Origin of the sequence: Microbispora sp. ATCC PTA-5024 (assembly GCF_000511135.2) — a bacterium.
Lineage (GTDB): Bacteria > Actinomycetota > Actinomycetes > Streptosporangiales > Streptosporangiaceae > Microbispora > Microbispora corallina.
Map to the genome: position 1 here is coordinate 1,917,239 of NZ_KI866522.1, position 18,909 is coordinate 1,936,147.

An 18,909-nucleotide genomic window follows, 5' to 3' on the forward strand; every position below is an offset into this window, starting at 1 on the left:
ATCGCCGCGGCGGGGTCCCCTTCCGCCGCGGCGACCGGCGTTCAGATCACGCGCCCGTCACACCAGCGGGCGGGCGGTCGGGGGGATGGCGACGGGCAGGGCCGTGCGGCCGGACAGGTACCGGTCCACGGCGGCCGCGGCCGAGCGCCCCTCGGCGATGGCCCACACGATCAGCGACTGCCCGCGGCCCATGTCGCCGGCGGCGAAGACGCCCTCGACCGCCGTCTCGTAGGACTTCCCGCGGGCCACGTTGCCCCGCGGGTCGAAGAACGCGGCCGGGTCGTCGGCCAGCGCAGCCAGGCCGTCGAGCAGCGGGCCCCTCTCCGGGCCGAGGAAGCCCATGGCGAGCGTGACGAGACCGGCGGGGATCTCCCGCTCGGTGCCCGGGATCGGCCGGAAACCGCTCGCCGGGCCCTCGACCTCGACCAGGCGCAGCGCCCGGACGTTGCCCTCCTCGTCGCCGACGAACTCGGTGGTGGAGACCGCGTAGACCCGGTCGCCTCCCCCGGCCTCCAGCTCCTCGTGGGCGCTCTCCATCTTGAACAGCATCGGGTACGTCGGCCACGGCTGGGCGTCCGGGCGGGCCTCCGGCGGCCTCGGCATGATCTCCAGCTGGGTCACGGTCAGCGCGCCCTGGCGGATCGCCGTGCCGATGCAGTCGGCGCCGGTGTCGCCGCCGCCGATCACGACGACGTGCTTGCCCTCGGCCGAGATCGCGGGTTCGGCCATGTCGCCCTGCTGCACCCGGTTGGCCGGCGGGAGGTACTCCATGGCCTGGTGGACGCCCTTGAGCTCGCGGCCGGGCACCGGCAGGTCGCGCCAGGCCGTGGCGCCGCCCGCGAGCACGACGGCGTCGAACTCCTCGCGGAGCTGCGCCACGGTGACGTCCACCCCGACGTTGACGGAGGTGCGGAACTCGGTGCCCTCGGCCTCCATCTGGGCCAGGCGCCGGTCGACGTGCCGCTTCTCCATCTTGAACTCGGGGATGCCGTACCGCAGCAGGCCGCCGATCCGGTCGGCCCGCTCGAACACGACGACGTCGTGACCGGCCCGGGTGAGCTGCTGGGCGGCGGCCAGACCGGCCGGGCCCGAGCCCACCACGGCGACGCGGCGGCCCGTCCTGACGGCGGGCGGCTGCGGGGCCACCCAGCCCTCGGCGAAGGCGCGGTCGATGATCTCGACCTCGACCCGCTTGATCGCGACGGGGTCGGCGTTGATCCCGAGGACGCAGGCCGACTCGCACGGAGCCGGGCACAGGCGGCCGGTAAACTCGGGGAAGTTGTTGGTGGCGTGCAGCCGCTCGATCGCCTCGCGCCAGTCGTCGCGGTAGACGAGGTCGTTCCACTCGGGGATGAGGTTTCCAAGCGGGCAGCCGTTGTGGCAGAACGGGATGCCGCAGTCCATGCAGCGGGCCGCCTGCTTGGTGAGCGCAGGCGTGGGGAAGTCCTCGTAGACCTCCCGCCAGTCGCGGATGCGCACGTCGACGGGACGGCGTGCCGGCAGCTCGCGCCCGTGTGCCAGGAACCCCTTCGGGTCGGCCATCGGTGTACCCCCCTCTTATCCGTGCGCGGCGGCCATGACCGCCTCGTCGATGTCCCGGCCCTCGGCCTCGGCGGCGGCCCGCGCCAGCAGAACCCGCTTGTAGTCCGACGGCATGACCTTGGCGAACCTGGCGAGCGCGGCGTCCCACTCGGCGAGCAGCGCCTTGGCGACCGTCGAGCCCGTCTCGGTGAGGTGCCGGTCCACGATCTCGTGGAGGAACTCGGCGTCGTCCTCGGTGAGCGCCTCGATCTCGACCATCTCGCGGTTGACCCGCTCGGGCCGCAGGTCGAGCACGTACGCGACGCCGCCCGACATGCCGGCCGCGAAGTTGCGGCCGGTGGGGCCGAGCACGACCGCGCGGCCGCCCGTCATGTACTCGCAGCCGTGGTCGCCCACGCCCTCCACGACGGCGGTGGCGCCCGAGTTGCGGACGCAGAACCGTTCGCCCACGACGCCGCGGACGAACACCTCCCCGGAGGTCGCGCCGTACAGGCCGACGTTGCCGGAGATCACCTGCGTCTCCGCGGCGAACGGGGCGTCGGGGTGCGGCCGCACGACCAGGCGGCCGCCCGACAGACCCTTGCCGAGGTAGTCGTTGGCGTCGCCGGTCAGCCGCAGCGTGACCCCGCGCGGCACGAACGCGCCGAACGAGTTGCCGGCCGAGCCGGTGAACGACACGTCGATCGTGTCGTCGGGCAGGCCCGCGCCGCCGTACCGCCGGGTCACCTCGTGGCCGAGCATGGTGCCGACCGTGCGGTTGACGTTGCGGATGGGCAGCTCCAGGGTGACCTGGTCGCCGAACTGCAGGGCGCCCTCGGCGAGCTGGATGAGGGTGTTGTCCAGGGCCCTGTCGAGGCCGTGGTCCTGCTCGACCACCTTGTGGCGGGGCGTGCCCTCGGGCAGCTCCGGCTGGTGGAGGATCGGCGTGAGGTCGAGGCCGGCGGCCTTCCAGTGCTCGACCGCCCGGTCGGTGTCGAGCAGGTCGGCGCGGCCGATGACCTCCTCCAGGGAGCGGTAGCCGAGCTCGGCCAGGTACTCCCTGACCTCCTGCGCGATGAACTCGAAGAAGTTGACCACGAACTCGGGCCGGCCGCTGAACCGCTTGCGCAGCTCGGGGTTCTGCGTGGCGACGCCCACGGGGCAGGTGTCGAGGTGGCAGACGCGCATCATGACGCAGCCGGACACCACCAGCGGAGCGGTGGCGAAGCCGTACTCCTCGGCGCCGAGCAGCGCCGCGATGACGACGTCGCGGCCGGTCTTGAGCTGGCCGTCGGCCTGCACGACGATCCGGTCCCGCAGGCCGTTGAGCAGCAGCGTCTGCTGGGTCTCGGCCAGGCCGAGCTCCCAGGGGGCGCCCGCGTGCTTGACCGAGGTCAGCGGGGAGGCGCCGGTGCCGCCGTCGTGCCCGGAGATCAGCACGACGTCGGCGTGGGCCTTGCTGACGCCCGCGGCCACGGTCCCGACCCCGACCTCGGCGACCAGCTTCACGTGGACGCGGGCGCGCGGGTTGGAGTTCTTCAGGTCGTGGATGAGCTGGGCCAGGTCCTCGATCGAGTAGATGTCGTGGTGCGGCGGCGGCGAGATGAGGCCGACGCCGGGCGTGGAGTGCCGGGTCTTGGCGATCCACGGGTACACCTTGTGGCCGGGCAGCTGGCCGCCCTCGCCGGGCTTGGCGCCCTGGGCCATCTTGATCTGCAGGTCGTCGGCGTTGACGAGGTACTCGCTGGTCACGCCGAACCGGCCGGAGGCCACCTGCTTGATCGCGCTGCGCCGCTCCGGGTCGTAGAGCCGCTCGGGGTCCTCGCCGCCCTCGCCGGTGTTCGACTTGCCGCCGAGGCGGTTCATCGCGATGGCCAGCGTCTCGTGCGCCTCCATCGAGATCGACCCGTACGACATGGCGCCGGTGGAGAACCGCTTCACGATCGACTCGACCGGCTCGACCTCCTCGATCGGGACCGGCGGGCCGCCCGGGCGCAGCCGGAACAGGCCGCGCAGCGTCATCAGCCGCTCCGACTGCCCGTCGACGAGGGAGGTGTACTCCTTGAAGATCTCGTACCGGCGGGTGCGGGTCGAGTGCTGCAGCTTGAAGACCGTCACCGGGTTGAACAGGTGCGGCTCGCCCTCGCGGCGCCACTGGTACTCGCCGCCGACCTCCAGCCGGCGGTGCGGGTTCTCGGCGCGCGGGTAGGCCCGCTGGTGCCGCTCGATCGCCTCACGGGCCAGCACGTCGAAGCCGACGCCGCTGAGCCGGGAGGTCGTGCCGGTGAAGCACTGGTCCACGACCTCGGCACCCAGCCCGAGCGCCTCGAAGATCTGCGCGCCCGTGTACGAGGCGACCGTGGACACGCCCATCTTGGACATGACCTTCAGGACGCCCTTGCCGTACGCCTTGATGAGGTTGCGGACGGCCTTGCGCGGCTCCAGGTCGAGCGCGCCGGTCGCGATCATGTCCTCGGCCGTCTCCAGGGCGAGGTACGGGTTGATCGCGCTGGCGCCGTACCCGATGAGCAGGGCCATGTGGTGGCACTCGCGGGCCTCGCCGGTCTCGATCACGAGGCCGACCCTGGTGCGCGACTTCTCCCGGATGAGGTGGTGGTGCACCGCGCCCGTGAGCAGCAGCGACGGGATCGGCGCCCGGTCGCGCGAGGAGCCGCGGTCGGACAGCACGATGATCCGCGCGCCGTCCCTGATCGCGCGGGACACCTCCTGGCGGATCTCCTCCAGGCGGGCGACCAGCGCCTCGCCGCCGCCGGCCACGTCGAACAGGCCGGACACGACGTACGGCTGGAAGCCGGGCAGCGCGCCCTCGTCGTTGATGTGGACGATCTTGGCCAGCTCGTCGTTGTCGATCACCGGGTAGGGCAGCACGAGCCGGCGGCACGAGGCCGGTCCGGGCTCGAGCAGGTTGCCCTCGGGGCCGATCGTCGACTGCAGGGAGGTGACGAGCTCTTCGCGGATGGCGTCCAGCGGCGGGTTGGTGACCTGCGCGAACAGCTGGCTGAAGTAGTCGAACAGCAGCCGGGGCCGCTCGCTCAGCACGGCCACGGGCGTGTCGGTGCCCATCGAGCCGATCGGCTCGGCCGCGTTCTTCGCCATCGGCGCGAGGATGACCCGCAGCTCCTCCTCGGTGTAGCCGAAGGTCTGCTGCCGCTTGACCAGCGCCTCGTGCGTCGGGTGCTCGTGCTCGCGCTCGGGCAGCTCCTCGAAGCGGACCAGGCCCGCGTGCAGCCACTCGCCGTACGGCAGGGCCGCGGCGAGCTCGGCCTTGATCTCGTCGTCCTCGATGATCTTGCCGCGGGAGGTGTCGACCAGGAACATCCGGCCCGGCTGGAGGCGGCCCTTGCGGACGACCTTCTCCTGCGGGATGTCGGACAGCACGCCCGCCTCGGAGGCGAGCACGACCAGGCCGTCGTCGGTCACCCAGAACCGGCCGGGCCGCAGCCCGTTGCGGTCGAGGACGGCGCCGACCAGGGTGCCGTCGGAGAACGTGATCGACGCCGGGCCGTCCCAGGCCTCCATCAGCGTCGAGTGGAACTCGTAGAACGCCCGGCGGGCGGGGTCCATCTCGGTGTGGTTCTCCCACGCCTCCGGGATCATCATCAGCACGGCGTGCGGGAGCGACCGGCCGCCGAGGTGGAGCAGCTCCAGCGTCTCGTCGAACGACGCGGTGTCCGACCCGTCCGGGTCGCAGATCGGGAACAGGCGCTCCAGGTCGCCGGGGATCAGGCCGGTGGCCAGCATGGCCTCGCGGGCCCGCATCCAGTTGCGGTTGCCGCGGACGGTGTTGATCTCGCCGTTGTGCGCGACGTACCGGTACGGGTGGGCCAGCGGCCACGAGGGGAACGTGTTGGTGGAGAACCGGGAGTGCACCAGCGCGATCGCGGTGACGTAGCGCTCGTCGGTCAGGTCGGGGAAGAACGGCTCGACCTGCAGCGAGGTCAGCATGCCCTTGTAGACGATCGTCCGCGACGACAGCGAGGCGAAGTAGACGTCGGCCTCGTGCTCGGCGCGCTTGCGGAAGCCGAAGATGATCCGGTCGAGGTCGACCCCGGTCTCGCCGCCGGGCGAGGAGACGAACAGCTGCCGGAAGAACGGCATGACGGCCCGCGCGCTCGCGCCGGGCAGGCCGGCGTCGACCGGGAGGTCGCGCCAGCCGAGGACCGTGACGTTCTCCTCGGCCGCGATCTCCTCGATCAGGCGGACGGCGGCCTCCCTGGCCTCCTCGTCGAGCGGGAGGAACGCGGTGCCCGCGGCGTACGAGCCCTCGGGCGGCAGGGGGAAGTCGACGACCGCGCGGAAGAAGTCGTCGGGGATCTGGGTGAGGATGCCCGCGCCGTCGCCGGTGTCGGGCTCGCTCCCGCTCGCGCCGCGGTGGTCGAGGTTACGCAGCGCCGTCAGCGCCTTGGCGATGATGTCGTAGCTCCGGCGGCCGGCGACATCGGCCACCATGGCCACGCCGCAGGCGTCGTGCTCGTTGGCGGGGTCGTAGAGTCCCTGGGGCCGCGGCAGGCCCCTGTGAAGGCCAAGGCGGGCAGCAGGCATGTAGTCACTCCCGTCGTCATCGTCTGCGCGTAACAGAGGGACGACGTTGGCCCTGCTGCGGTTGTGGTGAGTAGAGATTACCGCACCCTGCCGGAATAGTGCCCCCCCGGTCCACTTCGCGAACCTTCACTGGTTAACACCATGGATACAGTTGCCGCATGGCGGTTGGTGAGGTGATCGACGACGTGTTGGCCAAGGCCGGGGTTGACGGCCTCCGCCTCCGGGAAGCTCTGGCGCTTCTCGGCGACGGCCGCTGGTGGACCCTGCCCGACCTGGTGCGGGAGACCGCGACGTCGCGGCGATCGGTCGAGGCGCTGCTGCGTGCGCTCCCCCTTGAGCACAGCGGCGACCGCGTCCGAATCCCTACCGATCAGGCTAAACGCTATAACACCCCCCTCCAAGAGGATATTTCGGATCTAGGTAATCCGGTGGCCGGCCTGGTCCCCCGATACGCCGACGTCCTCGACCGGCTGGAGTCCCTGATCGCCCGGGCCCCGCGCGGGCGGTCGGCGCTCGACCACGTCTCCGCCACGGCCGAGACCGTCCTGCGGCGGGCCCTGCTGCTCGGCCGGCGCTTCTGGCTGCCCGGCGCCCGGCTGCTGTGCGTGGGCGACCACGACCTCACCTCGCTGGCCGTCCGCATGGTCCACCCCGAGGTCGAGGTGGCCGTGGCCGACATCGACGACCGGATCCTCGCCTACATCGACGAGCAGGACCTCGGCGTCCGCACCCGCTGGGCCGACCTGCGGCTCGGCCTCCCGGTGTCGCTGCGCGGCTGGGCCGACCTCGCGGTGACCGACCCGCCGTACACGCCGGAGGGGGTCGGGCTGTTCGCCGCCCGCGCCGCCGAAGGGCTGCGCGACCGGGACGAGGGCCGCATCCTGCTGGCGTACGGCGCCTCCGAGCGCACGCCGATGCTCGCGCTCAAGGTGCAGAAGGCGCTGTCCGACCTCAACCTGCTGAACGAGGCGATCTTCCCGAACTTCAACCGGTACCACGGGGCGGAGGCGATCGGGAGCGCGGCCGACCTCTACGTGCTGCGGCCCACCACGAAGACCTGGCCGTCCGTGGCCGCCCGCCTCGACAGGCTCGCCACCGCCATCTACACGCAGGGGCCGCAGGCCGTGGAGGCCGCCCCGGCGCCCTCGGCCCCGTCGGCGCAGGAGCCGGGCGACCTGGCGGCGTTCGGTCCGGGCCTGCTCGTGGGCGACTGGCCGCGTGAGGTGCTGCCCTCGGTTCCCCGTGTCCGCCTCGCCACCTGGCTCGCCAAGCCGTACGCCGCCGACCCCGAGCGGGTGGCGGTCGCCGTCCCGGCCGGGCTGGAGGCCGCGCTGCCGCGCCTGCTGCTCGCCACGCGGGCGCGCCGCGTGCGGGTCGTGCTGTCCGCTCCGGTCGAGCCGCCCGCGCCGCTGACGCCCGTGTACGACCTCACCGCGGAGGGCCCGGTGATCGACGCCGTACGGCTCCCGCTCCCGGACGGCCCGGCGGAGCGCGTCGTCCGGCGGATCCTGGACAGCGCCCACGGAAAGGTCGCCAACGCCTGGCGGGAGGGGCTGACCGAGGCCGCCGGGCTCACGAAGAGGCAGGCCAGGGCCGCCGTCGAGGAGGTCGCGCCGTGGGCCGGCGACGTCTCCCCGCTGGAGCTCCCCCTGCACCGCCTCGCCGGGCTCCCCGCCGCCGTCGCCCGCAGCCTGCGCCCCCCGGCCTGACGCCGCGGCGGTCGTGCCGACGCCTGCCGCGCCGGCTCACGTCCACCGGGCGGGAGGCGCGCGAAGCACATGGCGCACCGGCCGTCAGCGGGCGGGAGGGTGTCAGCCGATGGCGGGGCGGCCGCCGGCCACCTCCAGGACGACCCCGGTGATGTAGCTCGCGCGAGGGGAGGCGAGGAAGACGACGGCCTCCGCCACCTCCTCGGGTTCGGCGACCCGGCGCAGGGCGGTCGTCGCCGCGATCGCGTCGAGCATGGCCGCGTCCATGTCGCCGGTCCCCGGTGTGCGCGTCGGGCCGGGGGCGACCGCGTTGACCCGGATGCCCTCCTCGGCGTACTCGGCGGCCCACACCCGGGTCAGCTGTTCGAGCGCGGCCTTGGAGGCGGCGTACATCCCGGCGCCCTTCGTGGGCACGGTGGCCGCCATCGTGCTGATGTTCACGATGGAGCCGCCTCCGCGCTCCGCCATGCCCGGCGCCAGCGCCCGGACCAGCAGGTACGGGGCCCGGGTGTTGAGGTCCATGTGCAGGGCGAACACCTCGTCCGTCATCTGCGAGGTCGGCAGGAACCGGTAGACGCCGGCGTTGTTGATCAGCAGGTCGACGTCGCCCGCCTCCTCCGCCAGGCGCAGCACGTCGGCGCTGTCGGTGAGGTCGGCCCCGGCGAAGCGCCCCCTTCTCCCCGCCTCCTCGGTCTCCCCGACCACGGCGGCGCCGCGCTCGGCGTCGCGTCCGTGGACGACGACCTCGGCGCCTTCCCCGGCGAGTCGGACGGCGACCGCCCTGCCGATCCCGGCCGTCGCGCCGGTGACGAGAGCGGTGAGCCCTGACATCTCCATGGCGATCCCCCTTCGCGCGAGACAGGCGGTCGTCTCACCGGAACGCCCCCCCGGCCGCACGTCGATCGCCTGCTCGGCCCGCCGGCCCCTGGGCCCTGCCGGCGGATCGCGGCGCAGGGCCGGGCGGTTCGGCGCCGACCGGCGAGGACGGGCCCAGCGCCGGCTCAGCCGTCGCCCGACGTCCTCCCCACATCGCGCCGGCTCACACGACGAATCCGGCGACCGCGTCCTTTCTCGGCGACCGGCCCGCCGTCCGGGGACGTCATTGCGGGGCGAGGCTCCGGGACGGGACGGCGCCCGACGGGGACGGGCTCGGCCCGGCGCCGGGCTCGCTGGGGGCGGCCTCGGACGGCTGGGCGGTGTCGTCCCCGGACCCGGGCTTCACGGGGGCGGTGGGTACCCCGGCGACGGCCACCACCCGGCGGTAGAGGGCCTTCTCCACCTCGCGGGCGGCCAGGCCGAGCATGACGAAGTCGTCCTTCTCCCCCGGCTCCGCGCCGTCGGACCTGCCGATCCACACCACCCCGGCGTAGTGGCCCATCGCCTGGCCGCTGCCCTCGGTGTACGCGCCGAAGGCGGCCTTCGGGGACTCCAGGGGGAGCGTCCAGCCGCCGCGGTAGAGCGTCCCGAGGGACTGCACGAGGGTGTTGGCCGACTTCTCGTCGGCGAGGTTGAACATCGTGTACTCCGCGACGTACGCCCCGTCCTGGGTGGCGTACAGGCCGCGCAGCGCCTGGGTGCACCCCGCCCCGTTGAGCGCGTCGACCACGTCGGCCCCCCAGACCGCCCCGGCGCAGCCGGAGTCCAGGTGGGCGGCGACCCTGCGCAGCGTGATCTTGCCGGCCGTCAGCGTCCGGGCGCCGAACACCTCCTGAGCGGTCAGCGGCCGCGCGTCGGCCCTGCGGTCGGCGATCGGCGCGAACTCCTTGACCGACGGCCAGGCCTGGTACGCCGAGGGGCGGCCCTGGCCGATGACGCCGCCCCCGGACTCAGGGACCGGCGCCGCCTGGCCGCCCGCGAACACGTTGACCAGCAGCGTGAGCACGAGCGCCACGGCCAGGACGGCCACGACGGACCCGGTCCACACGAGGATCCGCTGATTCCCCTCGGACAGCCCCCATTCGGACAGCGCCGAGCCGGTCCAGCGCGGCGCCGGTGCGGAGGACCGGCGCTTGCGCTTGGTCATAGGCCGCCGGCCCCGATCAGCGAGCCGAGTCCCCAGGTGAGGGCGGCCGCGAGCGCGCCCACCAGCAGCTGCCGCAGTCCGCCGAACCACCAGCTGCGGGCGGTCACGCGCGAGACGACGGCCCCGGCGGCGAACAGCGCCACCATGGACACGATCGCCGAGATCCACAGCCCGCGGACGCCGAACAGGTAGGGCGCCAGCGGAACCACCGCGCCGACGCTGAAGGACAGGAACGAGGAGACCGCGGCCAGGACCGGCGACGGCAGGTCGTGCGGATCGACGCCCAGCTCGGCACGGGCGTGCACGACGAGCGCCTGCTCGGGGTTGCGGGAGATCTGCCGGGCGACCTCCCGCGCCGTGGCCGGGTCGACGCCGCGCTGGACGTAGAGCTGGGCGAGCTCCTCCTCCTCGGCCTCGGGATTCCGCTCCAGCTCGCGCCGCTCGATGTCGATCTCGGCCTGGGCCAGCTCGCTCTGGCTGGCGACCGAGACGTACTCGCCGCCCGCCATCGAGAAGGCCCCCGCCGCCAGACCGGCCACGCCCGCCAGAGCGATGATCTTCGTATCCGCCGTGCCTCCCGCCACGCCCGCGATCAGGGCGAAGTTGGACACCAGGCCGTCCATGGCACCGAAAACCGCGGGTCGTAACCAGCCTCCGTTGACGTCGCGGTGCTGGTGGTGGATCTCGGCCCGCTCCCCCGAGTCCGCCTGGGTCATCGCCGGCCGGCCTCCCGGTCGGAGGCGGCCCCCACCTCCGCGGCGGGCGCGGAGGCGGCGTCAGCGGCAGTGTCAGCGGCGGTGCCGGCAGGCGTGTCGGCAGGGGTGCCGGCGGAGAGGGCGGCCTCGTCCCGAGCGGTCCCGTCCGCGCCCTCCAGGGCGGCGGCCGCCCCGCCGGGATCGTCGCCGGAGGTGCGGTCTCCCCCTGGCGACGCCTCGTCGTGGTCGCGCAGGTCGGACTCGTCGGCCTGGTCCCTCTGGTGGGCCGGGTCGGCGTCGCCGTCGGCCGGGCCGCCCGCGGGCTCGGCGGTCACGCCCAGCGGCTCGTCCCCGGACTTGTCGCGGGTCACCCAGAAGTACGCCAGCGCGAGCAGGAAGATGACGATCGAGGTCCACTGGTTGAGCCGCAGGCCGAGGACGTGGTGGGCCGGGTCGACCCGCAGGCCCTCGACCCAGAACCGGCCAAGGGTGTAGCCCGCGACGTACAGGGCGAACAGCCGGCCGTACCGCAGCCCGAACCTGCGGCCGGCCAGCACGAGAACGCCGGCGAGGGCGAGGTCCCACAGCGACTCGTACAGGAAGGTGGGGTGGTAGGTCTCCACCCCCGGCACCGTGCCGGGACGGCCCGGATCGATGCGCAGCCCCCACGGCAGGTCGGTCGGCCCGCCGAACAGCTCCTGGTTGAAGTAGTTTCCCCAGCGCCCGATGGCCTGGGCGACGGCGATGCCGGGGGCCAGGGTGTCGGCCACCGCGGTGAACGAGATCCCCCGGCGGCGGCAGCCGATGTAGACGCCGAGGGCGCCGAGGGCGATGGCGCCCCAGATGCCGAGGCCGCCCTCCCAGATGAAGAGCGCGTCGACCGGCCGCTTCGGGGCGTCGGCGCCGAAGTAGAGCTGCCAGTCGGTGATGACGTGGTAGAGGCGGCCGCCGACGAGGCCGAACGGCACGGCCCATACGGCCAGGTCGGTGACGGTCCCGGGCGCGCCGCCGCGGGCGCGCCAGCGGCGCTCGCCGATCCAGACGGCGACGATGACGCCGAGCACGATGCACAGCGCGTAAGCCCGGATCGGGATCGGTCCGAGATTCCAGACCCCCTGGGACGGGCTGGGAATCGAGGCGAGGAGGGGCATGTCACGTGACGTTACCGCAAGAGGGGGTGCCCCCGGTGCGCGCCGTGGACGAACGTGCCCAGTCCGTCATCCGCCGTTCCGCCCGGCCTCCCCCCGCCTCCGCGGACCGTACCCGGACGCACCGATCCCGGCCCTCCAACGGCGTTTCGCCCACCCTCCCGGAGCTCCGGCGGGGCGGGCGGGCGTGGCGGCGGACCGGCGTGCGGCGGGCAGGCGTGGGGGCGCGTTAACGTTACGCGGCCGATCTGGGAAGGATCGTGAGGCGCGGGCCCTGTGATCGCTCCGATCCGTCCTCCCGGCGTCGATCGGGAGGACGGATCGGAGCGGGCGGGCCCGGGAGGGCCGGTCGGAGGACCGGCGTCCCCGGCCCGTCGTGTCCCACGGACCCGGACCCGTGGGACTGGGACGGTGGGGCGGCGCCGGCGCGTCCTGCCTGTTGGGCCGTGTCCCGGCGTCTCGTTCCCGTCCGCGTCCAGCGTCCCGCGCGGCACACCGGCCCGGGCAGGGCACAAGGTCCCCCGCCCTGCCTCCGGAGGTCCCTCCGGGCATCGCCCGGGCGAGTTCAGAACGTCTAGCGGGGCTCCTGGGTGCGGCTGTCGAACTCGGTGTGGCCGTTCGGGCACTTCGGGATCGTGTCGCCCTTCTGGACCGACACCTTCTCCCCGCAGACGGCGCAGTGGAAGACACCCGTCTCGCGGGCCTTCTCTCCGGTGTGGGCGGGCATGGCGGCTCCTCTCATCGAGCCGATACCCGAACCGATACCCGCTCCTCCCACGCCCACCCGCCATGAACCCCCACAGACCCGCCGCGAACCCCCACGGATGCACCGCTGGTGCGCCCCGCCTCCGGCGGACGCGCGCCCCCTCCGGCATGCCGCGCACGACCGCCGGGAGGGCGCGGACCGGGGGCCCGGGCGCGCCGGTCGCGGGCAGCGGAAGAGCCGGGGACCGGTCCCCGGCTCTTCACATCCCGTCGATTCAGCCCTTGGAGGGGGCCTTGACCACGGCGTCGCGCAGGGCGCTCGGCACGAACGCGGTGCCCGTGTCGAGGCTCTGGCCGTTGAGCATGACCGTGGGCGTCCCGCTCAGCTTGAGGGACGACATGATCGTGCTGGTGTACTGGTCGTGGGCGGAGACGTTGCGCTGCTGCCGCACGCACGTCTCGAAGTCCGGCGCGGTGACACCGGCCTCCTTGCCCCACTTCACGAGGTCGTCGGGACTGAACCCGGTCTCGGTCTCGCTCGGCTGCCTCTGGTAGAGCAGGTCGTGGAACTTCATGTACTGGGAGCCGTCGGTGACGCACCGGGCGGCGTTGGCGGCGCGCAGCGAGTTGGAGTGGGCCGGCTCGTCACTGAAGATCGTGATCATGTGGTAGACGACCTTCGCCTTGCCCTCGGCAGCGAGGTTCTTCAGCGTCGAGCCGCTGGTCTCCTCAAGCTGCTTGCAGGCGGGGCACTGGTAGTCCTCGTACACGTCGACCACGGGCGCGGTGACGCCCGGCTTGGCCATGACGACCGAGCCGTCCTGCTGGATCGTGACGGGGGCGAGGCCGCCGGTGACCTTCTCCGACTCTCCCTGCCGCATGGACCACCAGCCGATCGCGACCGCGACCACGGCGATCACCACGACGGCGATGATCGTCGTCGTGCGCTTGCGCTGCTCCTGCTTGCGCAGGGCCTCCCGCTGCGCCGCAATGCGCGCCCTGGCCGCCTCGCTCGTTCGCTTGCTCACCGAGCCTCCCCCCTGGCCGCGCCGACCGGCGCTCCCCCGCCTGCCTGTGGTGGCGTCACCGCCTCACGTCCTCGCCCCCGGACCGACTCCCGGACGGGCCCACGGACGGACCCACGGACGGGCCCTCCGGCCGGGCCTCTGACGCGGCCTCGGCTCGGGCCTCGTGCAGGCCCTCGGACGGGGGGTCGCCGTCCTCCGCCTCCGGCGGCCCGGTGAGGCCGAGCGCGGAGTCGAGGGCCAGGCGGCCGGGCGGCTTGATCACTGTCCAGGCGGCGCACGCGAACAGCCCGATGTCCCGCAGCAGTTCCCAGAAGTAATTGGGATCCTGGCCCGCCGCGAGGCTGCCGTCGCCTCCGAAGCACCCGCAGTCGATGCGCAGGCCCCTGGCCCACGCCGACGCGATGCCGACGATGAACATCGCCATGAGGACGCCGCCCACCGCAGCCACCGGACGGGTCAGCAGGCCGACGACCAGCAGCAGGCCCAGGATGATCTCCAGTACCGGCAGCCCGTACCCGAAGGCCGTGGCGAGACCGTCCGGCAGCAGCTGGTAGGCCCGAACCGCCTGCACCGACAGGGCCGGGGCGCCGATCTTCATCGCCCCCGCGACGATGAGCACGCCGGCGAGCACCAGCCGCGCCGCCGTCGTCACCCAGGAGAGCGCCGGCTTCGCGGTTTGTAACCTCTCCGACACCGAGGTGCCGGACGCCAACTGAACCATAGTCTCCTCGCCCGGTAGGCAACTCCGACTGAACAGTACCGGGATCCAACCTCACCATGTGTTGGATAAGAGCATGGTAAGCCGTGCCGTACGGACCGGCGACGGCCGCATGGCCTGGTCAAACGTCCCGAAGGGGTCAGCGACGGACACCCCGGGCGAGCTCCGCGGCGAGATCCCTGACCGAGGCGAGTCCGGACGCCTCGTCGGGCGCGTCGAGCAGGCGCCGGATGAACGCCGAGCCGACGATCACGCCGTCGGCGTACGCGGCCACCTCGGCGGCCTGCGGGCCGGTGCCGACGCCGAGGCCGACGCAGACGGGCAGCGGCGTGTGCTCCCGCGTCCGCTTGACCAACCCCTCGGCGGCCGCGCCGACGGTCGCCCTGGCGCCGGTGACGCCCATGAGCGAGGCGGCGTACACGAAGCCGGTGCAGCACCCGGCGACCCGGGCGATGCGCTCGTCGGGCGAGCTCGGCGCGACCAGGAAGACCGTGTCGATCCCGGCCTCCTTGCTCGCGGCGAGCCACGGCTCGGCCTCCTCCGGCGTCAGGTCGGGCGTGATCGTGCCCACGCCGCCGGCCGAGGCGAGGTCGCGCGCGAACCGCTCGGCGCCGTACCGGTCGATCGGGTTCCAGTACGTCATGACGAGCGTGGCCGCCCCGGACCTCGCGACGCCCTCCACCGTGCGCAGCACGTCGGCGATGCGGGTGCCGTTGGTCAGCGACCGGTGCACCGCGTCCTGGATGGTCGGGCCGTCCATGAGCGGATCGGAGTACGGCAGGCCGATCTCGATCACGTCGCAGCCGGCCTCGACCATGGCGGTCGCCGCGGCGACCGCGCCGTCCTTGGTCGGGAAGCCGGCGGGCAGGTAGCCGACGAGCGCGGCCCTGTCCTCGGCCCGGGCCTTGTCGAACACCGCTTGGAGAGTCGTCATCGGGATGCCCTATCGGTGCCGGTTCAGAGGTTGAAGTACTTCATCGCGGTGCCCATGTCCTTGTCGCCGCGGCCCGACAGGTTCACCAGGATGGTCGCGTCCGGGCCGAGCTCGCGGCCGAGACGGAGGGCGCCCGCGAGCGCGTGCGAGGACTCGATGGCCGGGATGATGCCCTCGGTCCTGGCGAGCAGGGCGAACGCCTCCATGGCCTCCTCGTCGGTGACGCCGTGGTACGCGGCGCGGCCGGAGTCCTTCAGCCAGGCGTGCTCCGGGCCGACCCCGGGATAGTCGAGGCCGGCCGAGATCGAGTGGGACTCGATCGTCTGGCCCTCCTCGTCCTGCAGGACGTAGGTGCGGGCGCCGTGCAGGACGCCCACGCTGCCCTCGGTCAGGGTGAGCGCGTGCTCGCCGGTCCCGACGCCGCGGCCCCCGGCCTCGTAGCCGTGGAGCTGGACGCCCGGGTCGTTGATGAACGCGTGGAAGATCCCGATCGCGTTGGACCCGCCGCCGACGGCGGCGGCGACCGCGTCGGGCAGCCGGCCGGTCAGCTCCAGCGTCTGGCGGCGGGCCTCCACCCCGATGATCCGCGCGAAGTCGCGCACGATCTCCGGGAACGGGTGCGGGCCGGCCACCGTGCCGAACAGGTAGTGGGTGTGGTCGACGTTGGTGACCCAGTCGCGGAACGCCTCGTTGATGGCGTCCTTGAGCGTCTGGCTGCCGTTGGTGACCGGGACGACGGTGGCGCCGAGCAGCTTCATGCGGGCCACGTTGAGCGCCTGGCGCTCGCAGTCGACGGCGCCCATGTAGATGACGCACTCCAGGCCCATGAGCGCGGCGGCGGTCGCGGTGGCGACGCCGTGCTGGCCCGCGCCCGTCTCGGCGATGACCCGGTTCTTGCCGAGCCGCTTGGTCAGCAGGGCCTGCCCGAGCACATTGTTGATCTTGTGGGCGCCGGTGTGGGTGAGGTCCTCGCGCTTGAGCAGGATGCGGGCGCCGCCCGCGTGCCCGGCGAAGCGCGGCACCTCGGTCAGCGTCGTGGGCCGCCCCGCGTAGGTCCGCAGCAGGTGGTCGAACTCCCGCAGGAACTCCGGGTCGCTCTTGGCCTTCTCGTACTCCGCGGCCACCTCGTCGAGCGCCGGGATGAGCGCCTCGGGCACGTACCGGCCACCGAAGATCCCGAACTTGCCGCGCACGTCGGGGTCGTCGCCGTACACGCCGTTGCCGGCCAGGTCGGCGGGGGTGAGCAGGGTGTCATCCGTCGCGGTCACACCGCCTCCTTCGTTGGCTCCGCGGTTCACGACTGCTTCTCGGACCCGCTGTCCTGCCGGGAGGCAGGGTGGGCCCCCGCGGTCACCAGGTCGTTGACCGCGGCCTTGGGGTCGCGGCCCGTCACCAGGCTCTCCCCGACGAGGACGGCGTCCGCCCCGGCCCGCGCGTACGCGAGCAGGTCGTGCGGCCCGCGCACCCCCGACTCCGCGATCTTCAGGACGCCGTCCGGCACCTTGGGCGCGAGCTTGGCGAACACCTCGCGGTCCACCTCGAGGGTCTTGAGGTTGCGGGCGTTCACCCCGACGATCCGGGCGCCGGCGTCGACCGCGCGGTCGAGCTCCTCCTCGGTGTGCACCTCGACGAGCGGGGCGAGGCCGATCGACTCGGCCCGCTCGATCAGGGACACGAGCGCCTGCTGGTCCAGGGCCGCCACGATCAGCAGCGCGAGGTCGGCGCCGTACGCGCGGGCCTCCCACAGCTGGTACGACGTGACGATGAAGTCCTTGCGCAGGATGGGGATGTCGACCGCGGCGCGGACGGCCGCCAGGTCGGCCAGCGTCCCGCCGAACCTGCGCCGCTCGGTCAGCACGCTGATGACGTGGGCCCCGCCCGCCTCGTAGTCGGCGGCCAGGGACGCGGGGTCGGCGATGGCGGCGAGCGCGCCCTTCGAGGGGCTCGACCGCTTCACCTCGGCGATCACCGAGACGCGGTCGCCGCCCAGCGCGGCGTACGCGTCGCGCGGCTCGGGGGCGCGGGAGGCCTTGCGCTTGAGCTCATCGATCGACACGGTGCGCTGCCGGTCTTCGAGATCCTCCCGTACGCCCAGGATGATGTCGTCGAGAACACTCACGCGACCTCCTCGCCTTCGGCTCGGAGCTCGCGCGAAGTACCTGTCCGCTCGCTCACGCGTAGGGATCCCTCCGGTCGGCTGGTCTCGCTGTCCTGCCCTGCGATGGTATCGGCCCGTCTCGCGTCGAGCCGCCACCGGGTGGTGTCAGGGTGCGAGGAAATGTCCGTAAGACGTATTACGCGCCACCCAAAAAACGATCACGATCGCGAGGAGTCCCCAGAGGTACGCGGGGTGCGCGAGGCTCGTGCGCGCAGGCCGTCCCTGCCATGATCGCAGCGCCCAGCGGCCCCACCAGAACAGGAGGAACGGGACGGTCGCCACGGCGAGCGGGTTGAATCCGAGCGCTCCGGCGACGTCGGCGTGTCCCAGGGCGTGCATGGCGCGAAGGGTGCCGCAACCCGGGCAGTACAGCCCCGTCAGGAACAGGAAGGGGCAGGTGGGGTAGTGCCCGGGCCGGTTGGGGTCGACGACCCCGACGTACACGAAGGCCGCGGCGGTCGCGGCCGCCACACCGAGCGGCGCGAGGACCGACCGGAGCCGGTCCGCCCCGCGCCGCCCGGGGACGATCGCCGCCATGGCCTCAGTATGACGAACTCGAGGTGCTGAAGCTGAACACGCCGGCCACCACGACCAGGACGATGTACAGCACCAGGACCACGAGGCCGGCCGCCAGGGAGGCGATCCACCACTTCTTCGCCGACTCGGAGGCCGCCACGGCGCCCTGGTAGTCGCCGGCGGTCCACTTCGAGTTGACCTGGCTGGCGAAGACGATCGAGACGATGCCCAGGGGCAGGCAGCAGAAGATCGTGGTGAGGATGGCCATCACCAGGTGGTTGTTGGGCGGCGTGGGGCCGGCCCCGTATCCCCCGGGAGGACCGTAGCCGCCGGGCGGCGGGTAGCCTCCGGGCGGTCCGTATCCCCCTCCGGGCGGCTGGGCCCCGTAGCCCCCCGTGTCGCCCGGCTGATTTCCGTAGCTCATTGGATACTCCTGTGAGATCACTGATTGCGGCGAGAGCTTAGCGACGGGCCCGCCATAAGGTCGGGATAAGTCCAGTTTGTGGACAAGTTGTGATCTGAGCCCGGCGACGATCGGCGTCAGGCCTCCGGCCCGGGGCCCTCACAGGGTGTCACGAGGAACGGTCCCGCGGAGGCTCGATCGTGGGATCCGCCCCCTCGTCGAGGGCGTCCCACATCGCGCGCTCGCTCCGCGGCGCCCGCTCACGCCCCGGGGCGCGGGCGGGACCGCCTCCCGCCGGCCGGTCGTACCGGCTGGACATGCCGGGCCAGCGCCCTCCGGCCACGGCCGCGACGACGCCCGCCGCGACCAGGACCAGCCCGCCCGTCGCGGCGGCCAGCGGCCACGCCCACGTCACGGAGTGCGCGACGGCCCCGCCCGAGGGCACCATCGCGGTCGAGGCGTGCTCCCGGGCCGTCCCGACGATGGTCTCCGCCCGGGTGCCGCTCCAGGCCCCGGCCGCGGCCGCGAGCCCGCACAGGGAGATCACCGCCCCGATCACGCGGCGCGCGATCCCCCGCGTGGCCAGCACGGCGACCGCCGCGGCGAGCGCGGCCAGCACGGAGGGGGTCAGGGAGGCGACGAGCTCACCCCCTGACAGGGAGACGCGGCCGGCCGACAGGGGGCCTGCCTGCGCGGAGAAGGTCACGGCCGCCCAGGTCCGGCCGGCGGCCAGCAGCGCGAGACCGCCTCCGGCGGCGCAGGCGGCGAGCCAGACGAGCAGCGACCGG

The 18,909-nt window shown here is 73.2% G+C and carries 16 protein-coding genes; 1 reads left to right on the forward strand and 15 read right to left on the reverse strand.

Going from position 1 to position 18,909, the window contains the following annotated elements; translation table 11 throughout:
* Positions 1-57 precede the first annotated feature (57 nt).
* Both MPTA5024_RS08460 and gltB read right to left on the reverse strand, forming a co-directional pair.
* On the reverse strand, positions 58-1,542 hold the full coding sequence (locus MPTA5024_RS08460) for a glutamate synthase subunit beta (RefSeq protein ID WP_036321288.1): 1,485 nt from the start codon (positions 1,540-1,542) through the stop codon (positions 58-60).
* Positions 1,543-1,557: 15 nt separating this feature from the next.
* Positions 1,558-6,084 carry a glutamate synthase large subunit gene (gltB, locus tag MPTA5024_RS08465; protein ID WP_084369509.1) on the reverse strand — a complete coding sequence of 1,509 codons (4,527 nt, stop codon included), beginning with the start codon at positions 6,082-6,084 and terminating at the stop codon, positions 1,558-1,560.
* A gap of 158 nt (positions 6,085-6,242) precedes the next feature.
* Between gltB and MPTA5024_RS08470 the strand changes: the two genes are divergently transcribed.
* Positions 6,243-7,793: a bis-aminopropyl spermidine synthase family protein gene (locus MPTA5024_RS08470; RefSeq protein WP_051457849.1), complete on the forward strand. Its 1,551-nt coding sequence runs from the start codon at positions 6,243-6,245 to the stop codon at positions 7,791-7,793.
* Between the two features lie 102 nt (positions 7,794-7,895).
* On the opposite strand, the gene MPTA5024_RS08475 is transcribed toward MPTA5024_RS08470, so the two are convergent.
* The 13 genes from MPTA5024_RS08475 to MPTA5024_RS08535 form a co-directional block, all read right to left on the reverse strand.
* Complete coding sequence (locus MPTA5024_RS08475; RefSeq protein ID WP_036321291.1) at positions 7,896-8,630, reverse strand: SDR family NAD(P)-dependent oxidoreductase; 735 nt, start codon at positions 8,628-8,630, stop codon at positions 7,896-7,898.
* Positions 8,631-8,892: 262 nt separating this feature from the next.
* A complete protein-coding gene (locus MPTA5024_RS08480) occupies positions 8,893-9,816 on the reverse strand; it encodes a hypothetical protein (protein WP_036321292.1) in 924 nt (307 codons plus the stop codon).
* The gene (locus MPTA5024_RS08485) at positions 9,813-10,532 is read right to left on the reverse strand and encodes a VIT1/CCC1 transporter family protein (RefSeq protein WP_036321294.1); all 720 of its coding nucleotides are present in this window, start codon (positions 10,530-10,532) and stop codon (positions 9,813-9,815) included. The genes MPTA5024_RS08480 and MPTA5024_RS08485 overlap by 4 nt, the downstream gene beginning before the upstream one ends.
* Positions 10,529-11,662, reverse strand: a complete 1,134-nt coding sequence (lgt, locus tag MPTA5024_RS08490; RefSeq protein ID WP_084369510.1) for a prolipoprotein diacylglyceryl transferase — start codon at positions 11,660-11,662, stop codon at positions 10,529-10,531. Before lgt ends, MPTA5024_RS08485 begins: the two co-directional genes overlap by 4 nt.
* A 571-nt stretch (positions 11,663-12,233) precedes the next feature.
* Positions 12,234-12,386 (reverse strand): zinc ribbon-containing protein, encoded by a 153-nt coding sequence (locus MPTA5024_RS08495; protein ID WP_036321296.1) that lies wholly within the window; start codon positions 12,384-12,386, stop codon positions 12,234-12,236.
* Between the two features lie 253 nt (positions 12,387-12,639).
* Positions 12,640-13,392: a DsbA family protein gene (locus MPTA5024_RS08500; RefSeq protein ID WP_036321297.1), complete on the reverse strand. Its 753-nt coding sequence runs from the start codon at positions 13,390-13,392 to the stop codon at positions 12,640-12,642.
* Between the two features lie 55 nt (positions 13,393-13,447).
* Complete coding sequence (locus MPTA5024_RS08505) at positions 13,448-14,113, reverse strand: MauE/DoxX family redox-associated membrane protein (protein WP_084369511.1); 666 nt, start codon at positions 14,111-14,113, stop codon at positions 13,448-13,450.
* Positions 14,114-14,249: 136 nt separating this feature from the next.
* Positions 14,250-15,044 carry a tryptophan synthase subunit alpha gene (gene trpA, locus MPTA5024_RS08510; RefSeq protein WP_036321298.1) on the reverse strand — a complete coding sequence of 265 codons (795 nt, stop codon included), beginning with the start codon at positions 15,042-15,044 and terminating at the stop codon, positions 14,250-14,252.
* Positions 15,045-15,067: 23 nt separating this feature from the next.
* Positions 15,068-16,273, reverse strand: coding sequence for a tryptophan synthase subunit beta (gene trpB / locus MPTA5024_RS08515; RefSeq protein ID WP_442922044.1), 1,206 nt, complete (start codon positions 16,271-16,273; stop codon positions 15,068-15,070).
* Positions 16,274-16,338: 65 nt separating this feature from the next.
* Complete coding sequence (gene trpC, locus MPTA5024_RS08520) at positions 16,339-17,163, reverse strand: indole-3-glycerol phosphate synthase TrpC (RefSeq protein ID WP_036321302.1); 825 nt, start codon at positions 17,161-17,163, stop codon at positions 16,339-16,341.
* A gap of 144 nt (positions 17,164-17,307) precedes the next feature.
* Positions 17,308-17,739 (reverse strand): DUF2752 domain-containing protein, encoded by a 432-nt coding sequence (locus tag MPTA5024_RS08525; RefSeq protein WP_036321303.1) that lies wholly within the window; start codon positions 17,737-17,739, stop codon positions 17,308-17,310.
* 4 nt (positions 17,740-17,743) lie between these two features.
* A complete protein-coding gene (locus tag MPTA5024_RS08530; protein ID WP_036321305.1) occupies positions 17,744-18,142 on the reverse strand; it encodes a CD225/dispanin family protein in 399 nt (132 codons plus the stop codon).
* Positions 18,143-18,290: 148 nt separating this feature from the next.
* Positions 18,291-18,909 (reverse strand): Trp biosynthesis-associated membrane protein (locus MPTA5024_RS08535; RefSeq protein WP_036321307.1); only part of this gene is annotated, 619 nt, incomplete at its 5' end.